Source organism: Microbacterium aurum (assembly GCF_016907815.1).
Lineage (GTDB): Bacteria > Actinomycetota > Actinomycetes > Actinomycetales > Microbacteriaceae > Microbacterium > Microbacterium aurum.
The window spans coordinates 3,023,163-3,047,405 of the sequence record NZ_JAFBCQ010000001.1; the positions used below are offsets into that span (position 1 = coordinate 3,023,163).

Consider the following 24,243-nt stretch of genomic DNA (forward strand, 5'->3'; position numbering starts at 1 on the left):
CGGATGAGGCGGGGCCGTTGTGGTGAGGATGCCGGGGCGCGCGCCCCGGCATCCGTCTCACGCGTGCAGGTCGAACCGGTCGAGCTCGGTGACGCGGCCCCACGCGGCGGCGAAGTCGCGGACGAACTTCTCGTTCGCGTCGTCGGAGGCGTACACCTCGGCGAGCGCCCGCAGCTCGGAGTTCGAACCGAACAGCAGGTCGACGCGGGTGCCGACGCCGACCTTCTCACCGGTGGCGTCCTTCGTGCCGAGGAACGCGTGCGACCCGGGGTCGAGCGGCTTCCACGTCGTGCCGAGGTCGAGCAGGTTCACGAAGAAGTCGTTCGTGAGCACGCCGACGCGGTCGGTGAAGACGCCGTGGTCCGAGCCGTCCCAGTTCGCGCCGAGCACGCGCAGGCCGCCGACGAGCACCGTCATCTCCGGGGCGCTGAGGGTCAGCAGGTTCGCCTTGTCGACGAGCAGGTGCTCCGCGGGGAGGCCCGCCGCCGTCGCCGCCGGCCCCTGGTAGTTGCGGAAGCCGTCGGCCGCCGGCTCCAGGTGCCCGAACGAGCGCACGTCGGTCTGCTCCTGGCTGGCGTCGGTGCGGCCGGGGTGGAACGGCACGTCGACCGACACACCGGCATCCGCCGCCGCCTTCTCGACGGCCGCGTTGCCCGCGAGCACGATGAGATCGGCGAGGGACACCTTCTTGCCGCCGGCGGCCTGCGCGTCGAAGTCGGCCTTGATGCCGCCCAGCACGCCCAGCACCTTGTGCAGCTGCGCGGGGTTGTTGACCTCCCAGTCCTTCTGCGGCTCGAGGCGGATGCGGGCGCCGTTGACGCCGCCGCGCTTGTCGCTGCCGCGGAAGGTGGATGCCGCGGCCCACGTCGTCGACACGAGCTCGGGCACCGTGAGGCCGGAGTCGAGGACGCGCTTCTTCAGCTCGGCGGCGTCGTCGGCGTCGATCAGCGGGTGGTCGACGGCCGGTACGCGGTCCTGCCAGATGAGCTCCTCCTGGGGCACCTCGGGTCCGAGGTAGCGCTCGATGGGACCCATGTCGCGGTGGGTGAGCTTGAACCAGGCGCGGGCGAACGCGTCACGGAACGCCTCGGGGTCTTCCTTGAAGCGGCGCGAGACCGCGTCGTAGTCGGGGTCCATGCGCAGCGCCAGGTCGCTCGTGAGCATGCGGGGCTCGCGGCGCCCGTTCGAATGCGCGAGCGGAACCATATCGGCGCCCCCGCCGTTGACGGGGCGCCACTGGTGGCCGCCGCCAGGGCTGCGCATGAGCTCCCACTCGTAGGCGTAGAGGATGTGGAAGAACTCGTTGTCCCAGCGGGTCGGGTGGTAGGTCCAGGTGACCTCGAGGCCCGACGTGATCGTGTCGTCGCCCTTGCCGGTGCCGAAGTTGTTCTTCCAGCCGAGGCCCTGCATCTCCAGCCCCGCAGCCTCGGGGTTGTCCTCGATGTTGGTGTCGGGGGCGGCGCCGTGGGTCTTGCCGAACGTGTGGCCGCCGGCGATGAGGGCGACGGTCTCCTCGTCGTCCATGCCCATGCGGCCGAACGTCTCGCGGATGTCGCGCGCCGACGCGATCGGGTCGGGGTTGCCGTTCGGGCCCTCGGGGTTGACGTAGATGAGGCCCATCTGGACGGCCGCGAGGGGCTTCTCGAGGTCACGGTCGCCGGTGTAGCGCTCGTCGCCGAGCCACGTCGTCTCGGGGCCCCAGTACACGTCGTCGTCCGGCTCCCACACGTCGGGGCGGCCGCCGGCGAAGCCGAACGTCTCGAATCCCATGTTCTCCAGGGCCACGTTGCCGGCGAGGATCATGAGGTCGCCCCACGAGATCGCCTGGCCGTACTTCTTCTTCACGGGCCAGAGCAGGCGGCGGGCCTTGTCGAGACTCACGTTGTCGGGCCACGAGTTCAGCGGCGCGAAGCGCTGCTGTCCCGTCCCGCCGCCGCCGCGGCCGTCGGTCACGCGGTAGGTGCCGGCGCTGTGCCATGCCATGCGGATCATGAGCGGGCCGTAGTTGCCGAAGTCGGCGGGCCACCAGTCCTGGCTCGTGGTGAGCAGCTCGTCGATGTCCTTCTTGACGGCGTCGAGGTCGAGGGCGTTGAAGGCGGCGCGGTAGTCGAAGCCCTCGCCCAGCGGGTTGCCGACGGCGGGGTTCTTCTTGAGGATGCGGAGGTTCAGCTGGTTCGGCCACCACCGGTTGTTGGCCGAACCCGTCGTCGGGTGCGGCTGGCGGTCGTCGTGGATGACGGGGCAGGCGCCGGCCTCGTCGGGGTTGGGACGGGGGCGCGTCTCGCCGTCCTCGCGGTCATCGACGGGGGTGTCGATGTCGGTGACGGCCTGATCGGTGTCGGTCGGGTTCTCGCCGATCGGCTGGACCGTCTCGTCGGGGGTGCTCATGGTGTTCCTTCCGTGGGGTCGGGTGGGCAGCGGTTTCAGTTCAGGCGGCGCGCTCGGCGGCGCAGTCGGGGCACAAACCCCAGAAGGTCACCTCGGCGGCGTGCACGGCGAAGCCGTGGTCGTGCGACGGCGTGAGGCAGGGCGCTTCGCCGACGACGCAGTCGACGTCGCGGACCGCGCCGCAGCGGGTGCAGACGAGGTGGTGGTGGTTGTCGCTGACGCGCAGCTCGAACAGCATCGATCGCCCGGCCGGCTCGATGCGGCGCGCGATCCCGGCATCCGCGAAGTCGTTCAGCGCGTTGTAGACCGACTGCCGACTCGCGCGCGGAAGCCGCGGCAGCACGTGCCCGAAGACGTCCTCGGCGCTGGCATGCGGGTGCTCCCGGAGCGCGTCGTATACCGCGGTGCGCGACTCCGTGACGCGGAGCCCCGCGGCGCGGAGCGCGTCGGCGGCGTGGGCGGGAGTCATGCCCCCAGCCTAGCGTTGTTTTGAACTAGACAAAAGTAGAACGGCGGGTGAACACCCCGGCATCCGCCCGTTCAGTAACGGTAGTGATCGAGCTTGTACGGTCCCTCGACGGGCACGCCGATGTACGCCGCCTGCTCGGCGGTGAGCTCCGTGAGCTCCACGCCGAGGGCCGCGAGGTGGAGGCGCGCCACCTTCTCGTCGAGGATCTTCGGCAGCACGTACACGCCGACGGGGTACTCCTCCGGCTTCGTCCACAGCTCCATCTGGGCGAGCACCTGGTTGGTGAAGGAGGCGCTCATGACGAAGGAGGGGTGACCGGTGGCATTGCCGAGGTTCATGAGGCGTCCCTCGCTCATCACGAGGATGCTGGTGCCGCCGGGCAGGCGGTACTCGTGCACCTGCGGCTTGATCTCCACCTTCTCCACGCCCGGGATCGCCTCGAGGCCCGCCATGTCGATCTCGTCGTCGAAGTGGCCGACGTTGCCGACGATGGCGAGGTGCTTGAGGCCCTGAAGATGCTCGGTCGTCACGACGCGGGTGTTGCCGGTGCCGGTGATGAGGATGTCGACCTGGTCGATGACCGACTCGAGCTTGGCGACCTGGAAGCCGTCCATCGCCGCCTGCAGCGCGCAGATCGGGTCGACCTCGCCGATGATGACGCGGGCACCCTGGCCGCGCAGGGCCTCGGCGGCGCCCTTGCCGACGTCGCCGTAGCCGACGACGAACGCGACCTTGCCGCCGATGAGGACGTCGGTGCCGCGGTTCAGGCCGTCGGGCAGCGAGTGGCGGATGCCGTACTTGTTGTCGAACTTGCTCTTGGTGACGGAGTCGTTGACGTTGATACCCGGGAACAGCAGCTTTCCGGCCGCGGCAAGCTCGTAGAGGCGGTGCACGCCGGTCGTCGTCTCCTCGGTGACGCCCACGATCTGTTCCGCCATGCGGGTGAAGCGCTGCGGGTCGCGCGCGAGGCTCGCCCGCAGGGTGTCGAGCACGATGCGGTACTCGAGGGAGTCGGTGTCGGATGCCGCGGGCACGGCGCCGGCCTTCTCGAACTCGACGCCCTTGTGCACGAGCAGGGTGGCGTCGCCGCCGTCGTCGAGGATGAGGTTCGGGCCGTCGAAGCCCTCCGCCGACCAGTCGAAGATGCGGTCGGCGAGCTGCCAGTACTCCTCGAGGGTCTCGCCCTTGAAGGCGAACACGGGGATGCCGGCGGGCTCGTCCGCCGTCCCCGTGGGGCCGACGGCGACGGCGGCGGCGGCCTCGTCCTGCGTGGAGAAGATGTTGCAGCTGGCCCAGCGCACCTGCGCGCCGAGCGCGACGAGCGTCTCGATGAGGACCGCGGTCTGGACCGTCATGTGCAGCGAACCGGCGATGCGGGCGCCGGCCAGCGGCTGGCTGGGGCCGTACTCCTCGCGCAGCGCCATGAGGCCCGGCATCTCGTTCTCGGCCAGGCGCAGCTGGTGGCGGCCCGCGTCGGCGAGGCTCAGGTCGGCGACGACGAAGTCGTGCGTGGAGGCGGTGGCAGTCGGCATCCGCCCATTCTCCCACCCCCGCCGAGGTCGCCGGTCCGTCGCCTCACCCGGTCCCCCGGGGTTCCACGCCGAGGTCGCCGGTCCGTCGCCGGAGTCGCCTCTTCCACGCCGGGGTCGCCTCTTCCACGCCGGGGTCGCCGGTTCGTCGCCGAGGTCGCCGGTCTCACGCCGAGGTCGCCGGCAAGCTCGCGCGCGGGGCGGCGATCTCGCGGGAGGGTGCGGGAGAGGGGTTAGACGCGCAGGGTCTCGTGGCGGACGACGACCCAGCCCTTGGGCACCGACAGCCGGTCGGTGTGGATCGCGCACAGGTCGTGCGCATGCGGATCGGTTGCGCCGCCGAGCGGGCCGAGCGCGGCCATCTGGTCCCCGTAGTCGTAGGTCAGGGTCGTCACGGCCTCGCGGGCGCAGCCCACCTTCGAGCACAGTCGAGTACGCATCGCCTTCACGGTAGCCGCCGACCCCGTCCGCGGCCGGGTGCCGCGCCGCCGCCGTCTCAAAAGCAGGCTCGATCGGCCGAAGGGGCGCCCCGGCGGAGCGAAAGTGCCGTTTCAGCCTGCTTTCGCGACGGCAGACCAGACCAGACCGGCGCGGCCCGTCCGGTGACGTCCCCTGGGGTGGTGGGTTTTCCGGCAGGGTCGTCGGCGTCGTAGACGTTGGTGAGCCATCGTGCGATGGTCAGTGAGTACCGATCAAAGTCACTCACAGGAAGACACAAACGCACGATGGCTCTTAACCAGTCTGCCCTCCTCGAGCTCCTCGGGGAACTGAAACTCACCGATGTCACCGACCGGATCCGAGTCGCGACCGAGACGCTCTATCAGGAGCTGATCGACGCGGAAGCGGCGGCGTTCATCGGCGCCGCCCCGTATGAGCGCACCGAGGGCCGCGTCGCGGTCCGCAACGGCTCCAGGCCCCGCACCCTGTCGACGACAGCCGGGGATCTGGAGCTGCGGATCCCGAAGCTGCGGGCCGGGTCCTTCTTCCCGTCGCTGCTGGAACGCCGCCGGAGGGTCGATCAGGCGTTGTTCGCGGTCGTGATGGAGGCCTACGTCCACGGCGTCTCGACCCGCAAGGTCGACGACCTCGTCAAGGCGCTGGGCGCGGACACCGGCATCTCCAAGTCGGAGGTGTCGCGGATCTGCGGCAACCTCGACGAGGACGTCGCGGCGTTCCGGGACCGGCCCCTCGCCGACAGCGCCTACCCGTACGTGTTCCTCGACGCGACCTATTGCAAGGCCCGGGTCGGCCGGCGGGTGGTCTCGCAGGCGGTCGTCGTTGCCGTGGGAGTCGCGGCCGACGGGCGGCGGGAGGTGCTCGGCTTCGAGGTCGGAGACACCGAGTCGCAGCCGTTCTGGACCACGTTCCTGCGCTCGTTGAAGGCGCGTGGGCTGGACGGGGTGAAGCTCGTGATCAGCGACGCGCACACCGGGCTGATCGCAGCGATCGAGACCGTGTTCGTCGGCTCCGCCTGGCAACGCTGCCGAGTGCATTTCATGCGGAACGTGCTCGCCAACGTCCCGAAGACGGCTGGCCCGATGGTCGCGTCGATCATCCGCACGATCTTCGCGCAGCCGGACACGGAGCACGTGTTCGCGCAGTTCCACGAGGTCGTCCGCATGCTCGCCAGGTCGCATCCGAAGGTCGCGGACATGCTCGAGGACGCCAAGAACGACATCCTCGCGTTCTGCGGATTCCCGCAGCAGCACTGGCGGCAGATCTGGTCCACGAACCCGCTCGAACGCGTCAACAAGGAGATCAAACGCCGCACCGACGTCGTCGGAACCTTCCCCAACCCCGCCGCGCTACTGCGCCTGGCCGGGCACGTCCTCATCGAGCAACACGACGAATGGGACGGCGCCGACCGCCGCTACTTCAGCGAACACTCCATGAAGCTCCTGCAAGTCGAAGCAGAGGAGGTCGCGATCCCCGAACTCGCTGCGGCATAATCACAGAAGCTGACCCGCACGGTGTCGAGAAACTCCACCAACCAGCGGGACGTCACCGGCCCGTCCCGACCCGACGGCCGAGCCGTGCCCCGTTCACCCCGTCCGCGGCCGGGTGCCGCGCCGCCGCCGTCTCAAAAGCAGGCTCGATCGACCGAAGGGGCACCCCGGCGGATCGAAAGTGCCGTTTCAGCCTGCTTTCGCGACGGCAGACGAGACCGGCAGCCCGCCCGGACCCGACGGCCGAGCCGTGCCCCGTTCACCCCGTCCGCGGCCGGGTGCCGCGCCGCCACCGTCTCAAAAGCAGGCTCGATCGGCCGAAGGGGCACCCCGGCGGATCGAAAGTGCCGTTTCAGCCTGCTTTCGCGACGGCAGACGAGACCGGCAGCCCGCCCGGACCCGACGGCCGAGCCGTGCCCCGTTCACCCCGTCCGCGGCCGGGTGCCGCGCCGCCACCGTCTCAAAAGCAGGCTCGATCGGCCGAAGGGGCACCCCGGCGGAGCGAAAGTGCCGTTTCAGCCTGCTTTCGCGACCGGCAGACCCGGCGCGACCGCCCCAGCCGCCCCGACCGCCCCAGCCGCCCCGCCCGCCCCACCCGCCACAGCCGACCACCTCACCCGCCCCACCGCCCCACCCGCCCCAGCCGACCACCTCACCCGCCCCACCGACCCCAGCCACCCCGCCGGCCCGGACGGTCCCGCCTAGACTGATCGCATGGTGAGGAAGCGCGTCACGGCTCCCCCGCGGCGCGCGTCCCGCCACGGCCGGCACGGCCGCGAGGACCGCAGCCCCGTCGTCCGGCCGCCCCTGCTGCCGCTGGAGACCCGCGAGGAGCGGTTCGACTTCGCCGTCGGGACGGCGGCCGAGTTTCTGCGCAGCGCCTGGCCGGAACTGCGCGAGGTGCGCTTCGAGGTGGCGGCGATGCCCCCGGCATCCGACGACGACGGGATCCCCCGCTGGAGCTCACTGCCCGCGGAGCAGCGCATCGTGCTGTACCGGCTGCCGATCGAGCGGCTCGGGCAGCTGCACCGCGAGGACGACCTGCATCGGCGCATGGCGATCGAGGCATGCGTCTTCCGCGCCGCCGCGGAGTACCTCGACCGCGACCCGTGGGACCTCGGCCCCGACCGCTTCCACTACTGACGCGGCGCCCAGCGCGGGGAGACGGTTCAGCGGGGGTAGACGGTGATGGCGGATGCCGCGGCATCCCCCGCGGGCACGGGGTACCCCGCCACGGCGCCGCCGGTGGCGTAGGTGACGGCCGCCCGGATGCCGTCGTCGCCGGGCTCGATGCGGTACACCGCACCGGCGGTCACCGGGACGGTGACACTCCCTCCGGCGGGCACGGTCACGTCGGTCCGCTCGCCGTCGATGCCGGTGAGCCCCACGGTCTGCGCCGTGTCGGAGGTGGACGCGAGCGTCAGCTGCGGGACGGGACCGTCGGCGACGGCGACCAGTGCCGGCGCCGTCACCTCGTCCGCCGCCGCGAACCAGCCGAAGTCGCTGCCGGCCCCGAAGCCGGATGCCGCGCGCACCGCGCCGGTGACGGGCGCGCTCGCCGTCACGACCACCGTGTAGGTGCCGACCTCGAGCCCCGACAGGTCGAGCTGCAGCGGAATCCCGGCGGTGAGGGCGACGTCCTGCGGCTGTGAGGTAGCGCCGCCGGCCCCGCCGTTCCGCAGGATCACGACCGACGCGTTGGCGTCGGCGGCCGGGGCGAGCAGGCGCAGCGATGTCACGACGTCGCTCTCGCCGGCGGTGCCGGGAGCGGTGACGACGGGCACGCCGGGAATGACGATCTGCTCCGTCGGCACGGCGCTGGCGCCGACCTGGTCGAGCCCGCCCGGCACGAGGATGCGGGTGAGGCTCGCCTGCAGCGACGCGCGTACCGGTGCCTCCGCGGCGGTGATCTGCAGAATGGGGTTCTCCTCGCCGAGGGCGAGGGCGGCCAGCGGGACGACGCGCTGGGTGCCGGCCGCGACGACGATCCCGGCGCCTGCGGCGGGAACCGCGGGGCCGGTCGCGCCGTAGACGGTGATCGTCACCCGCGCCGCGACGTCGCCGGGATTCGCCAGCACGACGAGGTCGGCGGCGCCGGTCGTGGCCGATCCCGCGACGATCCACGACTCCATCGCGGCGCGCGTGCAGGCCGAGGCGGCGAAGCCGCTGAGGTCGGATGCCGCGACCGTCGCCGAGCCTGCAGCGGCCAGATCGGTCACGGCCCCGTCGGTCGGCGGGACGGTGAGGACGGTGGGGCCGGCGCCGTCGGCGACGTCGGGCGCTCGGAGCGTGGTGGTCTCGGGAGCGACGCCCCCGGCCGCGCCGTCGGTGAGCGCCTGGGGTGCCGCGTCGGCGAGCATCGACGCGTTGGCGGTGTCGCGCCCGGCCGCGAGCACCGGTCCGGCGCAGGTCGCGATCGACGGTCCCGCCGGCGGCAGCGCGGCCAGCTCGACCGCGGCACGGTCGCCGGCCGCGGCGGGCAGGAGGCCCGACACCGGCAGCACCGCGACGCTCACGCCGAGCGAGGCGGCCACGACGGCAACCACCAGGCCGATCCCGAGCCGCACCGGCCCGAATCTGCCGGACGGATGCCGGGGCGCGGGCGCCGGGCGCACCGGTGCCTCGGCGGAGGCGGCGGGGGCCGTTCCTGCCCGCGCGGCCGCGGCGTCGTCGGCCGAGACGGTGCCCGCCACAGCCGGCGCCCCGTCAGCCGAGGCACCGGCGGCCGCCACGGCGGCGTCGGGCGAGACGCCCGCCACGGCGTCCCCGGGCACGGCGTCCCCGGCGGGCTCCCCCACCTCGTGGCGGGCGTCGGAGCGTGGATCGGTCATGCCGCGTCTCCCTTCCGGGCGCCGACGATGCGGGAGCGGCGGCGGCTGTCGGCGAGCGAGCGCCGGGTGGGGATCGCCAGCAGCAGCGCGATCGCGACGGCACCGAGCTGCAGAAGCGCGATCGGCGAGGTCGCGGGCGTCGCGGCATCCGCCCGGTCGGTGATCGGCGCCGTGATGCGCCACAGCTTGCCCTTGCCCGTATCGCCCACGATCTCGAGATCGTCGCGCTGGTTGAGCGCGGTCTCCGCCTGGATGCGGACGGCGCGGGCGGCGTCGCTGTCGCCGCCGGGTTCGGTCCCGAGGAGGACGAACGCGACGCCGTGGTCGGCGAGGTCGGTCACGGCGCTGCCCGACGGGTCGGCGATGAGCGCCGCGGCGAGGCTCGCGGCATCCTCATCGCCCGCGTCCGCCTCGAGCCGTGCCGACCGCAGGGTCGACTGCCCGCCGAGCGCGGAGGTCTCCCCCCACACGACGTCGACGATGACGGCGCCGTCGGATGCCGGGGTCATGACGAATGTCGCGTTGCGCAGCCCCGCGCGCCCCTCGGCCTCCACGTAGGCGGGCAGCGTGCTCGTCGCCCCCTCGGTGAGGGCGGACGTGCCGCGCGGCAGGGCGGTCAGCGCGGGGACGGCGCTCACGGCGAGCGTCGCCATGACGAGGGCCGCGAGGGGAGCGCGCACGCGCGCGGCGTCGGGGATCGCGTCGAGCGTGAGCGCGGCGGCGGCGAGGGCTCCGAGCCAGAAGAGGCTGAGCGCGGGGGCCGGCGACAGGACGATCGACGCGGCGGCATCCGTCGTCACGGTGATGCCGATGGCGATGGATGCGGTGCCGAGTCCGAGGAGCGCCGCGAATAGGGTGACCGCGGCGGGGACGATGCGCGCGACGACGGGTGCCGCGACCGCGAGGATCAGCACCGGGACGACGAGGAGCGGCATCCACGCCGCGCCGGGGCCGATCAGCTCACCCCAGCGGCTCGCGTCGCCGGAGGGGAAGCCGAGGCCGAGCAGCAGCCGGCGCACGAGGTCCGTGGAGGCGTCGCCCGCGAGCGGCACGCCGGGGTCGGCGAGCAGCGCCCACGGGTCGCCGGTGCTGAGGCGGTGCCAGATCATCGGGGCGAAGACGACCGCCGCCGGGACGATGAGCCAGATCACGCGCGCGAGCCCGCGGCCGTGGCCGAGGCCCGCGGTGAGGATGATCGCGATGATCCACAGCACGATGAGCGCCGGTGCCAGCGAGGGGGCCGCGGCGACGACGCCGACGGCGGCGATGGATCCCACCGCGGCCGAGCTCCAGGAGCGGTGCGCGACGGCGGCGGTCCACAGCAGCCACGGCAGCAGCAGGTGCGCGATGACGTCCGTAGGGCGCCCCGTGACGAGCGCGTCCAGCAGGCTCGGCGCGAGCGCCCACCCGATCGCGACGGCGGCGCGGACGACGCCGCGGCCGGTGAAGCGCGTCGCGGCGAACCAGCCGCCGAGGGCCGACAGCGGCAGGGCGAGCACCCACAGCACGACGATGACCCGCGAAGGCGCCGCCGGCCACAGCGAGCCGAGCACGGCGACGACGGCGCTGAAGGGATCGGCGGGGCCGATGGTCGCCCAGCCGAGCGGGCGGGCGCCGTAGGCGGCATCGGCCCACAACTGCGCGAGGGTCGCCCGCAGCGGCGCGAGCGCACCGCCGGCGAGGACCGGCCAGGCCAGCAGCGACAGGAACGCCACGACCGACACGAGCAGGGCGCCGAGCACGATCCAGGCTCCGCCGCCGGAGAAGAAACGCAGCTCTCCGCGACCGGGACCCTCGACCACATCGTCGTCGAGGCGCTGTCGCAGCTGCGCGGAGGTCACCCGCAGCGGGGCGAGCTGCGCCCACGACACGGCGCGTCCGGTGCGGATGCCGCGACGCGCGCGGGCGACGGCGGCCGGGCGCGCCATGACGGTGAGGGTGGCGCCCCATTCGGGCAGGATGTCGCCGGGCTGCTTGGCCAGCAGCATCCCGATCGTGCGGACGAGGGCGAGCGGCAGGTACGACAGCCAGTGCAGCACGACCGCCCACGCCGGCGCGTACACGAGGCGGCGGTGCAGTTGCGCAGTGCGCTGGGCGTATGTCTCGCGCATGCCGGGGTGGGCGGGGTCGGATGCCGAGGCGTGCGCGCCGGCGATCGCGACGAGCGCCTGCGGCGCGAGCACGACACGGCCGCCGCGCAGACGCGCGCGGATGCCGAGGTCGAGCCCTTCGTCGGCGCCGGCGAGGGCGGTGTCGAGACCGTGCAGCGCCGTCCACGCGTCGGCGCGGATCAGGATGCCGCGGACATCGACGCCGAGGACGTCATCGCCCGTGTCGTGCTGGCCCTGGTCGTGCTCGCCGTCGGCGAGACCGACGGTGCGGCCACCGCGGGACAACGATACGCCGAGGGAGACGATGCGGTCGTTGTCGTCGGCGCGGACGAGCTTGGGGGCGGCCAGGGCGACCGACGGGGAGGTCTCCAGCGCGCCGACCAGGCGAAGCAGGGCATCGGGGGCGGGGGTCGTCTCCTGCGAGAGCAACCACACCGCGTCGCCGTCGATGCGGCGGCTGGCGAGACTCAGCGCCTCGGCGAAGGAGGTGCCGCGGTCGGCGGTGATGACCCCCTCGGCGCCCGACTCCCCCGCGATCTGGGCGAGGGTGCGGTCGGTCGCGTGCGCGCCGCACAGCACGATCGTGAGCACATCGGCCGGGCGGGTCTGCGCGGCGAGCGCGTCGAGCGTGCGTCGGAGGTGGATATCTGCGGCCACGCGCCCCTCGGGGCGCACGACCAGCAGCGCGTGTACTCGGGCGGGCATGACGTCGTCAGCCTAGGCGGGGCCTCGCCGGCACCGCGCAGATCGGCCGCGAGTCTCCAGATCGAGCCCACTCGGCGGGGCTGGGGAACCCCGTTTCGTCTCGCTCGTTCCTCGCTCGCTCAACGACCGAGGCGGGTGCGGAACGCGCCGAACCCCAACGGTCGTTGAGCGAGGGAGCGCCAGCGACCGAGACGAAACGCCCCAACGCCCCGCGGGTCAGGCGCGGCGCTTGAGCTTGCGGCGCTCGCGCTCGCTGAGGCCACCCCAGATGCCGAAGCGCTCGTCGTTCTGCAGGGCGTACTCGAGGCATTCGCCACGGACGTCGCACGATGTGCAGATGCGCTTCGCGTCGCGGGTCGATCCGCCCTTCTCGGGGAAAAACGCCTCGGGGTCGGTCTGTGCGCACAGCGCATCGGCCTGCCACGCCAGGGCGCTGTCCTCATCGACAGCGGAGGGGCGACGGACTCCCGGGACGCCGAGATTGACCGGGTCGACGAACCAGTTGTCGGGGACGCCGGAGCGGTAACCCGTCATATCGTTCTCCCCACGTTTTCGGCTGGCGCTGGTGCGCGTGTTGGGATAATTACACCCTTGTCATTCGCCGCGGTCAAGTCGCGGATCGTAAACCCTCAAGGCCGGATTGAACCTTCACCCGCGCCCCGCCCGGCGTGTCGCCGGTGGAAACCCGGCGGGAGATCCGCGCAAGATCCGCGCGAGGGCCCCTACGCGCGACCGGGCTGCGCGACGAAGACGGCGCCGGCGCCGGAGACTTCGACCCGGTCTTCGCGCCCGACGTACACGGCGGCGCCGGGAACGAGCGAGACCACGGCATCCGCGGTGCGCACCTCGACCTCGCCCGCCGTCGCCAAGACGATCGCGGGGCCCCGCAGCGCCACCGTGACCGGCTGGTCGGCGGTGACGGTGACGGCCGTGAGCGCGAAGTCGCTGACCGGCGGGGCGTACTCGCGGACGCCCGGCGCGATCTCCTGCGGCACGACGAGCGGGGCGGGCCCGGTTGCGACGTCGACCACGCGCATGAGCTCGGGCACGTCGACGTGCTTGGGGGTCAGTCCGCCGCGGAGGACGTTGTCGCTGGCCGCCATGAGCTCGACGCCGAGCCCCGACTGGTAGGCGTGCAGCACGCCGGCGGGGGCGAAGAGCGCCTGACCGGGCCGGAGGATCACGAGGTTCATCAGCAGCGCGACGATGAGGCCCGGGTCGCCGGGGAAGTCGGCGGCCGCGGCGCGCAGCGTGGCGATCTCCTCGGCGAACTCATCGCTGTCGGCGCGCTCGAGCGCCCGGACGAGGTCCGCGACGAGGTCGGCATCGGCGTCGGTGAGCGCCCACGCCAGCAGATCGCGGACGACGGATGCCGGGGCCGCGGCATCCGCCCCCGTCGCCGCACCGTCGGCGCCCTCCGCACCGACAGGCGCCCCGAGCCGCTGCATCAGCGCGGCGCGGGCGGGCCCCTCCCCCAGCGCCGCCACGAGGCGCCGGGTGTCGTCGAGCGGGCGGATCCCGACGAGCGCGCGGAACTCGTCGCTGAGCGCGACGATGATCTCCGGCTTGTGGTTGGCGTCGCGATAGAGGCGATCCGCGGCGTCGCGCGGCACCCCGGCATCCTCTTCGCGTGCGAAGCTCTCGCGGGCCTGCGCGATCGTCGGGTGCGCCTGGATCGACAGCGAGGATGCCGCCGCCAGCACCTTCAGCAGGAACGGCAGCGGCTGCTCGCCGGCGGCGGCGAGGGCCTCGTCGAGGGTCTGTCCCGACCCGCCGGCGACGACGGAGGGGCAGCCGGGATGGTCGCCGTACCAGACCTCGGCCTCGGGGCGCCCGGTGGGCTCGCGCCCCTCCAGCGCGGGGATGAGATCGACCGATCCCCAGGAGTAGTCGCGCGGGGTGTTGGAGATCGGGATCAGCATGCGACCAGCCTAGAACCGCTCCGAGAACGGTCCCGGCGGCGCCCGGTCGGGCACGGGTGCGCGCGATACCCTGATCACACCATGGCCGTCCACACGAAGCATCCCGTCGCGGCGCCGCCGTCCGCGCCGATCCGGGAGAAGACGGGCCACATCCTGTTGCGCGGCTGGTGCATCTTCGTCATCACCGCAGCGATCGCGGGCACCTCCTGGTTGATGGCGTTCGGCACCGTCGGCGCGGGCGTCGTCGCGTTCGGCTCGGGGATCGTCTCGATCGTCCTGTGGCTGGTGCTGCGCCCCGAGGTGCAGTGGCGGCGCCTGCCGTGGTTCGCGGTGCTGTACGTCGTGTGGGCGGTCGCATCGCTGCTGTGGACGGCGTATCCGTCGGCGACGACGCTGACGCTGCTGCTGCTTCTCACGACGACCGTGCAGGCGATGTTCGTGGGGTCGGTGCTGACCTGGCGCGAACTCGTGCGGGCGATCGCGTCGGCGCTGAAGTGGATCCTCGCCCTGTCGCTCCTGCTCGAGCTGTGGGTGTCGCTCTTCTGGCACGGCCCGATGCTGCCGGGGTTCGTCCGACCCGACCCCAGCACCCGGTACGACCCGATCGTGTACTGGGTGCGCGACAACCTGTTCGACGGCGGACGGCTGCAGGGGCTGTTCGGCAACGCCAACCCGCTCGCCTATGCGGCGTTGCTCGGCATGATCGTCTTCGCCATCCGGTTCGCGTCGCGGGCCCCCAGGCGGAGCCTCCTCGTGGCGTGGTTCGCGCTGGCGGCGTTCCTGTTCGTGCGGGCGGGATCGGCGACGGCGTGGCTGGCCGCGGTGGCGGTCGTCGTCGTGCTCACCACGGCGCTGCTCATGCGGACGACCCGGCGCGCCGGCGAGCGCACCCGGTATTACGTGGCATATGCCGTCGTCGGCATCGGTGGGCTCACGGCCCTGTGGCTGCTGCGCGAGCGCATCTTCTCGGTGCTGGGGCGGTCGTCCGACCTCACCGGGCGGGAGGGGATCTGGGAGGTCGTCGCGCAGAAGGCGGCCGAGCGCCCGGTGATCGGCTGGGGCTTCTCCACACCGTGGGTGCCGAGCGATCCGTTCTTCGACGGCTGGATCACCGACCACGGCGAGACCGTCATGCAGGCGCACAACATGTGGCTGGACGTGTACTTCCAGCTGGGGATCATCGGGCTGGTCCTGGTCGCGCTGACGTTCCTGGCGTACGTCTGGCGGTCGTGGTTCTTCGCCGTGGACCGGCCCCGGTGGGACCTCGTGGCCGACCGGCCGTACTCGGCGGTGACGCTGCTGCCGACGCTCGTCGCGGCGATTCTGCTCGTGCAGGGGCTCGCCGAGTCGGGGCCGCTGCTCGGGTGGGGCTGGTTCTTCGTCATCATGCTGGCGTTCAAGATCAAGCAGGCGCCGCTCGTCGGTCGCGGACCGTCCGAGCAGCGCCTGGTCGGCGAGCAGGGCGAGCTCGCACGGATGGCGCGATGACGGCGGATGCCGCCGGCACCGGCCCCCGCGACGCCGGTCGCGGCCGCGACGCGAGCGGTGCGGTGCGGCGGCTCTTGGGGTCGGCCGATTTCGCGCGAGCGTTCACGCTGACGACGTTCGCGGCGCTCGTGGGGTCGCACCTGATCGAACGGCTGGCGGGGATCGTGACGCTGCGCGCGGTCGTGGCGGGACTGTGCGTGTTCGCCCTCGGCATCCTCTGGGCGCGGCGTGAGGAGATCTCGCTGCTGCGCCTCGTGCCGACGACGCTGCTGCTGCTGGTGGCGTGGGCGTTCGCGAGCGTGTTCTGGAGCTCCGACCCGTTCACGAGCCTCGGGCGGTGGACCGCGATGGCGGCGGTGGCGCTGCTGGCGGTGACGATCGGGCATATCCGCGACACGCTGCAGACGGTGCGGGCGCTCGGCGATGTGCTCCGCGCCGCGCTGGGGCTCTCACTCGGGCTCGAGGTGCTCTCCGGCATTCTGCTGGACGTGCCGCTGAAGTTCCTCGGGATCCAGGGGAACATCGCGGCGCTCGGCCCCATCCAGGGGATCTTCGGCACCCGCAACATGCTGGGGATCATCACGGTGGTCGCGATGATCACCTTCGCGGTGGAGATGCGCACGCAGTCGGTGCGGCCGGGGACGGCGGCCGCGTCGCTGACGCTGGCGGCCGCGCTCGGTCTGCTGTCGGCGTCGCCGACCGTCCTCGTGCTCGCGGTGGCGGTGGGCACGGCGACGGCGGTGCTCATGCTGGTGCGCGCCGTGCCGGCGGAGCGACGCCGCGCGGTGCAGTGGTCGCTCGCGGCGGTGGTGGCCGCGGCATCCGTCGCGGGGTACGTGCAGCGCGCGCGGATCCTCGACGCGCTCGGAGCGACCGACGACCTGTCGATGCGGACGCGACTGTGGTCGCTGGCGGGGTTCTACACGTCGAAGCGGCCGGTGCAGGGCTGGGGCTGGTTCGGGCCGTGGGAGGTCGACGAGCAGCCGTTCTTCACGATCAATCAGCTGCTGGGGCAGCATCACACGACGGCGCTGAACGCCTACGTCGACGTGCTGCTGCAGCTGGGGTGGGCGGGCCTGCTGCTGCTGTGCGCGCTCGGGGGCGTGGCGCTTGTGCGGTCGTGGATGACCGCGAGCCAGCGGCGCTCGATCGTCTATGCGTGGACGCCGCTGATGCTCGTGGCGCTCGCGGTGACGAGCGTGTTCGAGTCGGTCGCGTTGTTCGGGGTGGGGTGGATGCTGCTGTGCCTGTGCGCGGTGCGGGCCGGGCAGTCGCGGTCGTGGCGCGCCCGGCTGACCGGCGATGTCCCGACGGGGTCGTTCTCGCTGCCGCGGTAGCCCCTCGCGCCGCCAGCGACGCGGATCGCGGCGTATGATCTGGTGTATGCGGCGCACGAACATCTACCTGGAGGAGCGCCAGACCCGCGCTCTCGACAGGCTCGCCGACGCAGAGGGGACGTCGAGGGCGGAGATCATCCGTCGACTCATCGACCGTGCGCTCGACACAGGCGCGGATCGGCGAAACCTTCTCCTCGCGGCCATCGACGCGTCGGCGGGTGCGGCCCCGGAGCTGTCTGTGCCCGCACGCGCAGGGAGCGAGCGCGAGCAGTGGCTCGAGCGACTGCGACAGGACACCGTGTGATCATCGTCGACACCGACGTGCTCATCGCCCATCTCCGAGGCTCCACAAGCGCTCACGCGTGGCTCCGGCGTGTTGCTGCCGATGAGGATCTCGCGATCAGCGTCGCGACCGTCGCGGAGATCATGGGCGGCATGCGCTCGGCTGAGCGCACAGCCGTGCGCGCGCTGCTGTCAGCGCTGCCCGCGATACCGGTGAGCGAGGTCATCGCGGCGCGCGCTGGCGATCTGCAGCGGGAGTTCCGACGCAGCCACCAAGGCATCTCCCTGGGCGACTATCTGATCGCAGGGACGGCAGACACGGTCGGAGCGACGGTGGCGACACTGAACACCAGACACTTCCCGATGTTCGAGGGCCTCCAGCCGCCGTTTCGCCCCTGACCGCTCACGCCGCCGGCTGGCGGCGGTGGGCGAGAGTGCGCGCGACCAAGCGGATGCGGTCGGCACGATCGTGCAGATTCAGAATGCTGGAGCCAGCTGCGGCGGGTCTCGGCATCCAGTTCTGCGCGTTCGCGCAGATCTTGGGCTCAGGCTCTCACAGGGCGCCGGGATAGGATGGTCCGGTCATGACACTCACTTCTTCGCGCCCCGACGCGGCTCAGAACGAGCAGTTTGCGCCGTCGAGCGCGACGATCACGATCGTCACCTTCAACCGTTCCGGGCTGTTGACGCGCCTTCTGACGAGCATCGCGGCGATGGATCCGAAGCCCGGGCATGTCGTCATCATCGACAACGCGTCGACCGACGACACGACCGACGTCGTGGAGTCGTTCCGCGATTCGATCGGCACCGAGATCGTCTACCGGCGTCTCGACACGAACACCGGCGGGTCGGGCGGCTTCAGCGAGGGGATGCGGGTCGCGTACGAGCTGGGCTCGACGTGGATCTGGCTGATGGACGACGACGTCGAGGTCGTGCCCGATGGCCTGGCGAAGATGGGCAAGTGGGCGCCGCGGTTCCGGTCGATCCAGGGACGGCGCTACGACTTCGACGGCAGCGAGTTCTACTGGCAGTACCGGGTGGCCGAGCGCCTCGGCATCCCCATTCCCTTCGCGCCGAGCGGATTCGACGAGTCGGGGTACAAGGAGATGAACTCCGGCTGCTTCGAGGGGATGTTCATCCACCGCGATGTCGTCGGGCAGATCGGCCTGCCGGACCCCCGGTTCTTCATCTACTGGGACGATCAGACGTACGGCTGGCTCGCGTCGCGGGTGACGACGTCGGTGATCGTCGACGAGTTCGTGCTGCGCCGCACTCGCGAGATCAAGCAGTGGGACATGGGCATCCGCCACATGAACGCGTCGAGCGACGCCTACCGGTACTACATCATGCGTAACCGCGCGCACATCAAGCAGTACTACCGGGCGCTCGGGGTCTACCACCCCGTCTCGTTCGCGCTCGGCACGGCGCTGACCTTCGGCAAGGAGGTCATCCGGTTGCTGTTCGTCGAGCGGAAGGCGCGCGGCATGTCGAACCTGTTCCGCGGCCTGCGCGACGGCGGCACCATCGCCCGCGACCGCGACTGGAAGCCGATGCCGGCGCTGGTGCCGGCGGGCACGTAAGTCACGATCCCCCGCAGCGCGCTCTCCTCCACTATCACGGGGCCTACTCAGGACCCTCAGGTCCTGGTGAGCCTGGTACGTTTGCTCTGATTGCCAGGTCGGCTTTCTGGGGAATCTGACTGGAGACCACGTTGGTTTCATCTCACACGCATCGTCGCGTTCACGCACTCGTCTCAGCTATCGTCTCCTTCGCGACGATGCTTTCGATCGCCGCGGTGAGCCCCGCTCCTGCCTCCGCCGTCGAAGGTATGTCGATCGCGGGAAGAGTGACAATCCCCGCCGACGCCGACGGGGCCTGGCTACGTGGCATATCTGTCGCCGCCTCCTCGGCCTCGGGCGCCTCGTCGGGCTACGCCGCTGTGGATCCAGGTTCGGGCGCGTACATCATCTCTGGGCTCAGTCCTGATTCGTACAGGTTGCGCTTCAACGTCAGCCCTTACTGGGACGGTTCTGCCTCGGTGTCGCCGAACCTCGTGTCCGAGTACTACGACAACGTCACCGACTACAACCTGGATCGTGTCACCGTCGGGTGATTTCGCGGGTTGAGGATCGTTGAGGCTTGATTTTCCGGGGGTGTTGGTGCCTCGTGCGGGGCACTAACGGCGTCGATCTAGACTCGCTCGGTGGGGTGGTTCGTGCGGAAGGTGCGCACCGCGTCGGGTGCGACGGCGGTGCAGATCGCGTCGAAGACCCGTGGTGTGCGGACGATCGTGGAGCACCTCGGCTCCGCGCACGACGATGAGCAGCTCGCGGTGCTGGTCGCGATCGCGCGGGAGCGGATCGCGGAGCTGGCCGGGCATGTCCCGTTCGATCTGGACGGGCTGGGCGCGACGCCGCCGGCCACGACCGCGCCGACGGTGACCGGGTCGAGGTCCAGGTTGTTGTGGGATGTCCTCGAGGACGCCTACGCCCGTCTCGGGTTCGACGCGGTCGGCAACGACACATTCAAGAAGCTGGTCCTGGCCCGCGTCGTCGAGCCGACCAGCAAGGCGGACACGCTGCGGGTGTGGGACGAGCTCGGTGTCCCGGGTGCGCCGTCGCTGTCGACCGTGTGGCGGACCCTCGCCCGCAGCGTTGAGCAGGACTGGCGGTCGAAGATCGCCGCCGCAGCCTACGCGCATGCGACCCGATCTGGCCCGCTCACCGTCGTGCTCTACGACGTCACCACCCTCTACTTCGAGGCGGAGCGTGAAGACAAGCTCCGCAAGGTCGGGATGAGCAAAGAGCGCCGCGTCGACCCGCAGATCCTCGTCGGCCTCCTCGTGGACCAGGGCGGGTTCCCCCTCGAAGTCCACGAGTTCGCGGGCAACAGGGGCGAGACTCTCACCCTGCTGCCCGTCCTCGACCAGTTCCGCGAACGTCACTCCGCGACCGAGGTCGTGGTCGTCGCGGACGCCGGCATGCTGTCCGCAGCGAACCTGAACCGGCTGGAGGACGCCGGGTTCGGTTTCATCGTCGGCTCCCGCACCTCCTCCGCGCCATACGATCTCGCCGAGCACTACGCGACCGTCGGGAACATCGTCACCGATGGGGAGACGGTCGAGACCACCCGAACCATGGGTGCGGGTGTGAACGCGCGGGAGCGGCGAGTGGTGTGGCAGTACTCCCACAAGCGGAAGATCCGCGACAACATCACGTTGAACAAGCAGATCGAACGCGCCGAGCAGATCGCTGCCGGCACCCGCCCGGCGAAGAAGGACCGGTTCGTCACCCTCGGCACCAAGCCCGGCGTGAACTGGGCAAGAGTCGAGAAGGCCCGCGAATACATCGGCCTCAAGGGGTACGTCACCAACCTCAGCACCGCGACGGCTTCCGCTGCAGAGATCGTGGCGGCCTACCATGACCTGTTCCAGGTCGAGGCGACGTTCCGGATGGCAAAGACCGACCTGCGGGCGAGGCCGATGTTCGCGTCGACCGCGGACTCGATCCACGCGCACCTCACCGTCGTGTTCTGCGCTCTCGCGATCAGCCGGCACCTCTACAAGACCACCGGCGTGACGGTCCGCCGTATCGTCCGCGCGCTGCGCCCGCTGCGTGACGTCACGATCACCATCGACGGACACGAACTCACCGCGACCACCCCGCCAACGGGGGAAGCCGCCGACATCATCGCCGCACTCCGGCCGGGCGTGGGGCACTAAACTGACACGATCCAGGGGCATATCTGTCGCCGCCTCCTCGGCCTCGGGCGCCTCGTCGGGCTACGCCGCTGTGGATCCAGGTTCGGGCGCGTACATCATCTCTGGGCTCAGTCCTGATTCGTACAGGTTGCGCTTCAACGTCAGCCCTTACTGGGACGGTTCTGCCTCGGTGTCGCCGAACCTCGTGTCCGAGTACTACGACAACGTCACCGACTACAACTCCGCGCGACTGGTGGACGTCACTACGGCGAACGCGACCGGGGTCGACGCACTCCTTACTCGAGGACGTTCGATTTCCGGCACAGTCTCGCTCCCTGATGGCATTGACCCTGGTTGGCGGCGAGGGATCTATGTAGTCGCATCCAACAACGATGGCGGCTTTGGCAGCGCCTCCGTGGACCCGACGACAGGTCGGTACACGATTGCTGGCCTGTCGGCGGGTAAGTACGTGCTCCAGTTCGCCGTAAATGCCGTCTACGAGGAAGGAACACAGTTCACCCCCAACCTCGTCTCGGAGTATTACCCGGATTCGTTGACTCGCGACGGAGCGACAGCCGTAGATGTGACGATGACCGATGCGGCGGGAGTGGACGCGTTTCTGGCGGAGGGGACGGCAATCTCGGGCGTCGTCTCCCTTCCAGAGGGCGCCCCTTCAGAGTTGCTCCGGGAGGTTCATGTTTCTGCGGTCGGGGCAGACGGTCAATCAATCGGAGGTGGTTCAACCATCGATCCTGCGACTGGGGCCTACACGCTCGAGAGGCTTCCCGCTGGTGAGCATCGAATCTGGTTCTCCGCGAGTGGGTACTGGAACGGCGCCGCATACTCACAGCCTCGGCTCGCCTCTGAGTACTACGACAACTCCAGAACCGTAGATGCCGCCACCCCGGTATCCACCCGAGATGGCGACGTAGCCAACATCGATGTGGAGCTCGATTACGGAGCTCGCCTGGCTGGCTCGATCGATATCACCGCCCTGCAGAACGCGGTCCCGGACGATGTACCGAGCTACGGCACCTACCTGATGAGCGACGACGGTCTCACCATGTACTCCGGTTGGGGCGGCGATATCTCCGAGGACAGCTACAGCTTCGACTTCGCAGGTCTCGCACCGGGCACTTACCGCATCGCTGTCACCAGCTCGACCTGGGATGAGACGAGTAGTCAGAGCACTCCGTGGTCGGCGCAGTACCTCCGCAACGGTGATGAAAGCACGTTCACAGTCAAGACTGGCGAGGAACTCACGGAAATGACGCTGACGGCGCGCCCCGTCAACGCCAGGATCTCCGGCACGATGACCACCGCAGGCTTCAGCCAGTCGCCGATTGATAACGTACTGGGCAGCGCGCTCTTCTACGAGCGGATCGGCGACCAGTGGGTTCGCCTCCCTGACGATGGCGCCCGCTTCGACGCGAATCAGAACGGTACCACCTCGTTCGCGCTCGCAGTCCCTGCCGGAACCTACACGGTCGGCTTCGAGAGCGACTTTGCGACCACGGGGACCGACACGCGTGAGCAGTGGTGGGATAAACGGGGATCACTCGGCGAGGCAACCCCGATTTCTCTCTCATCTGGCGGCGTGCATGCCAACACCGACGGCAGCATCACGCCGGCTGGCTACGCCGAGCCCTCTACCCCTCGACTGTTCACTGACATGCCCGGACACTCGTTCGAGAAGGAAGTGAACTGGCTCGCGGGCAAGGGGATCACGCAAGGGTGGGAGGTCTCTCCCGGGCGACACGAGTTTCGTCCCAACGCAGAGATACTCCGCGGAGAGATGGCAACCTTCCTGTACCGTCTAGCTGGCGAACCGTCTTACGTTCCTCCGAACGTTTCGCCGTTCCTGGATGTGTCCACGGACTTCGTTTTTTACAAGCAGATCGCGTGGCTGGCGAGCACGGGCATCTCCCGGGGATGGGAGACGCCCGGTGGCGTGGAGTTCCGCCCGTTCGCCGCGACCTCGCGCGACGTGATGGCGGCGTTCCTGCATCGCTACTACCGGCCCCCGAGTCTCGCCACAACAATCAGTCCCTTCACCGATGTGACGGGGTCGACCGTGTTCGCGAATGAGATCCTGTGGTTGGCGTCTGAAGGCATCTCCACCGGCTGGGACACTGGCCACGGCTGCCATGAGTATCGTCCGTTCCAGAATGGGTGACGTCCCGCTGGTTGGTGGAGTTTCTCGACACCGTGCGGGTCAGCTTCTGTGATTATGCCGCAGCGAGTTCGGGGATCGCGACCTCCTCTGCTTCGACTTGCAGGAGCTTCATGGAGTGTTCGCTGAAGTAGCGGCGGTCGGCGCCGTCCCATTCGTCGTGTTGCTCGATGAGGACGTGCCCGGCCAGGCGCAGTAGCGCGGCGGGGTTGGGGAAGGTTCCGACGACGTCGGTGCGGCGTTTGATCTCCTTGTTGACGCGTTCGAGCGGGTTCGTGGACCAGATCTGCCGCCAGTGCTGCTGCGGGAATCCGCAGAACGCGAGGATGTCGTTCTTGGCGTCCTCGAGCATGTCCGCGACCTTCGGATGCGACCTGGCGAGCATGCGGACGACCTCGTGGAACTGCGCGAACACGTGCTCCGTGTCCGGCTGCGCGAAGATCGTGCGGATGATCGACGCGACCATCGGGCCAGCCGTCTTCGGGACGTTGGCGAGCACGTTCCGCATGAAATGCACTCGGCAGCGTTGCCAGGCGGAGCCGACGAACACGGTCTCGATCGCTGCGATCAGCCCGGTGTGCGCGTCGCTGATCACGAGCTTCACCCCGTCCAGCCCACGCGCCTTCAACGAGCGCAGGAACGTGGTCCAGAACGGCTGCGACTCGGTGTCTCCGACCTCGAAGCCGAGCACCTCCCGCCGCCCGTCGGCCGCGACTCCCACGGCAACGACGACCGCCTGCGAGACCACCCGCCGGCCGACCCGGGCCTTGCAATAGGTCGCGTCGAGGAACACGTACGGGTAGGCGCTGTCGGCGAGGGGCCGGTCCCGGAACGCCGCGACGTCCTCGTCGAGGTTGCCGCAGATCCGCGACACCTCCGACTTGGAGATGCCGGTGTCCGCGCCCAGCGCCTTGACGAGGTCGTCGACCTTGCGGGTCGAGACGCCGTGGACGTAGGCCTCCATCACGACCGCGAACAACGCCTGATCGACCCTCCGGCGGCGTTCCAGCAGCGACGGGAAGAAGGACCCGGCCCGCAGCTTCGGGATCCGCAGCTCCAGATCCCCGGCTGTCGTCGACAGGGTGCGGGGCCTGGAGCCGTTGCGGACCGCGACGCGGCCCTCGGTGCGCTCATACGGGGCGGCGCCGATGAACGCCGCCGCTTCCGCGTCGATCAGCTCCTGATAGAGCGTCTCGGTCGCGACTCGGATCCGGTCGGTGACATCGGTGAGTTTCAGTTCCCCGAGGAGCTCGAGGAGGGCAGACTGGTTAAGAGCCATCGTGCGTTTGTGTCTTCCTGTGAGTGACTTTGATCGGTACTCACTGACCATCGCACGATGGCTCACCAACGTCTACGACGCCG

At 70.4% G+C, this 24,243-nt stretch carries 19 protein-coding genes; 10 read left to right on the forward strand and 9 right to left on the reverse strand.

What is annotated here, in order from left to right:
* Positions 1 to 57: 57 nt before the first annotated feature.
* The 4 genes from katG to JOD60_RS14900 form a co-directional block, all read right to left on the reverse strand.
* Complete coding sequence (katG, locus tag JOD60_RS14885) at positions 58 to 2,388, reverse strand: catalase/peroxidase HPI (RefSeq protein ID WP_076691397.1); 2,331 nt, start codon at positions 2,386 to 2,388, stop codon at positions 58 to 60.
* Between the two features lie 40 nt (positions 2,389 to 2,428).
* Complete coding sequence (locus tag JOD60_RS14890) at positions 2,429 to 2,857, reverse strand: Fur family transcriptional regulator (protein ID WP_076691398.1); 429 nt, start codon at positions 2,855 to 2,857, stop codon at positions 2,429 to 2,431.
* 71 nt (positions 2,858 to 2,928) lie between these two features.
* A complete protein-coding gene (ahcY, locus tag JOD60_RS14895; protein WP_076691399.1) occupies positions 2,929 to 4,389 on the reverse strand; it encodes an adenosylhomocysteinase in 1,461 nt (486 codons plus the stop codon).
* 230 nt (positions 4,390 to 4,619) lie between these two features.
* Complete coding sequence (locus JOD60_RS14900) at positions 4,620 to 4,826, reverse strand: DUF3499 family protein (protein WP_076692243.1); 207 nt, start codon at positions 4,824 to 4,826, stop codon at positions 4,620 to 4,622.
* A 285-nt stretch (positions 4,827 to 5,111) separates the two neighbouring features.
* Here JOD60_RS14900 and JOD60_RS14905 point away from each other — a divergent pair, with 285 nt between their 5' ends.
* Both JOD60_RS14905 and JOD60_RS14910 read left to right on the forward strand, forming a co-directional pair.
* Positions 5,112 to 6,335 (forward strand): IS256 family transposase, encoded by a 1,224-nt coding sequence (locus JOD60_RS14905; RefSeq protein ID WP_076688550.1) that lies wholly within the window; start codon positions 5,112 to 5,114, stop codon positions 6,333 to 6,335.
* A gap of 711 nt (positions 6,336 to 7,046) precedes the next feature.
* Positions 7,047 to 7,475: a metallopeptidase family protein gene (locus JOD60_RS14910; RefSeq protein WP_076691400.1), complete on the forward strand. Its 429-nt coding sequence runs from the start codon at positions 7,047 to 7,049 to the stop codon at positions 7,473 to 7,475.
* Between the two features lie 26 nt (positions 7,476 to 7,501).
* Here the strand turns inward: JOD60_RS14910 and JOD60_RS14915 are convergent, their stop codons facing one another.
* The 4 genes from JOD60_RS14915 to manA all read right to left on the reverse strand — a co-directional run bounded on the left by JOD60_RS14915 (position 7,502) and on the right by manA (position 13,901).
* Positions 7,502 to 9,163 (reverse strand): DUF5719 family protein, encoded by a 1,662-nt coding sequence (locus JOD60_RS14915; RefSeq protein WP_232321632.1) that lies wholly within the window; start codon positions 9,161 to 9,163, stop codon positions 7,502 to 7,504.
* Positions 9,160 to 11,979, reverse strand: a complete 2,820-nt coding sequence (locus JOD60_RS14920) for a glycosyltransferase (RefSeq protein ID WP_076691401.1) — start codon at positions 11,977 to 11,979, stop codon at positions 9,160 to 9,162. The genes JOD60_RS14915 and JOD60_RS14920 overlap by 4 nt, the downstream gene beginning before the upstream one ends.
* 216 nt (positions 11,980 to 12,195) lie before the next feature.
* Positions 12,196 to 12,513: a WhiB family transcriptional regulator gene (locus JOD60_RS14925; protein ID WP_076691402.1), complete on the reverse strand. Its 318-nt coding sequence runs from the start codon at positions 12,511 to 12,513 to the stop codon at positions 12,196 to 12,198.
* A 188-nt stretch (positions 12,514 to 12,701) separates the two neighbouring features.
* Positions 12,702 to 13,901 carry a mannose-6-phosphate isomerase, class I gene (gene manA / locus JOD60_RS14930; RefSeq protein WP_076691403.1) on the reverse strand — a complete coding sequence of 400 codons (1,200 nt, stop codon included), beginning with the start codon at positions 13,899 to 13,901 and terminating at the stop codon, positions 12,702 to 12,704.
* Between the two features lie 81 nt (positions 13,902 to 13,982).
* On the opposite strand from manA, the gene JOD60_RS14935 reads away from it, so the two are divergent.
* From JOD60_RS14935 to JOD60_RS17240, 8 genes are all read left to right on the forward strand, one after another.
* The gene (locus JOD60_RS14935; RefSeq protein WP_076691404.1) at positions 13,983 to 15,389 is read left to right on the forward strand and encodes an O-antigen ligase family protein; all 1,407 of its coding nucleotides are present in this window, start codon (positions 13,983 to 13,985) and stop codon (positions 15,387 to 15,389) included.
* Positions 15,386 to 16,726: an O-antigen ligase family protein gene (locus JOD60_RS14940; protein WP_232321633.1), complete on the forward strand. Its 1,341-nt coding sequence runs from the start codon at positions 15,386 to 15,388 to the stop codon at positions 16,724 to 16,726. Before JOD60_RS14935 ends, JOD60_RS14940 begins: the two co-directional genes overlap by 4 nt.
* A gap of 46 nt (positions 16,727 to 16,772) precedes the next feature.
* Positions 16,773 to 17,030: a ribbon-helix-helix domain-containing protein gene (locus JOD60_RS14945; protein ID WP_036285596.1), complete on the forward strand. Its 258-nt coding sequence runs from the start codon at positions 16,773 to 16,775 to the stop codon at positions 17,028 to 17,030.
* The gene (locus JOD60_RS14950; protein WP_076691405.1) at positions 17,027 to 17,407 is read left to right on the forward strand and encodes a type II toxin-antitoxin system VapC family toxin; all 381 of its coding nucleotides are present in this window, start codon (positions 17,027 to 17,029) and stop codon (positions 17,405 to 17,407) included. Before JOD60_RS14945 ends, JOD60_RS14950 begins: the two co-directional genes overlap by 4 nt.
* 185 nt (positions 17,408 to 17,592) lie before the next feature.
* Positions 17,593 to 18,588 carry a glycosyltransferase family 2 protein gene (locus JOD60_RS14955; protein ID WP_076691406.1) on the forward strand — a complete coding sequence of 332 codons (996 nt, stop codon included), beginning with the start codon at positions 17,593 to 17,595 and terminating at the stop codon, positions 18,586 to 18,588.
* Between the two features lie 197 nt (positions 18,589 to 18,785).
* A complete protein-coding gene (locus JOD60_RS14960; RefSeq protein ID WP_157127961.1) occupies positions 18,786 to 19,121 on the forward strand; it encodes a hypothetical protein in 336 nt (111 codons plus the stop codon).
* 90 nt (positions 19,122 to 19,211) lie between these two features.
* Positions 19,212 to 20,729, forward strand: a complete 1,518-nt coding sequence (locus tag JOD60_RS14965; protein WP_076689818.1) for an IS1634 family transposase — start codon at positions 19,212 to 19,214, stop codon at positions 20,727 to 20,729.
* Between the two features lie 184 nt (positions 20,730 to 20,913).
* On the forward strand, positions 20,914 to 22,884 hold the full coding sequence (locus JOD60_RS17240; RefSeq protein ID WP_157127962.1) for an S-layer homology domain-containing protein: 1,971 nt from the start codon (positions 20,914 to 20,916) through the stop codon (positions 22,882 to 22,884).
* 52 nt (positions 22,885 to 22,936) lie between these two features.
* Here the strand turns inward: JOD60_RS17240 and JOD60_RS14975 are convergent, their stop codons facing one another.
* Complete coding sequence (locus tag JOD60_RS14975) at positions 22,937 to 24,160, reverse strand: IS256 family transposase (RefSeq protein WP_076688550.1); 1,224 nt, start codon at positions 24,158 to 24,160, stop codon at positions 22,937 to 22,939.
* Positions 24,161 to 24,243 lie beyond the last annotated feature (83 nt).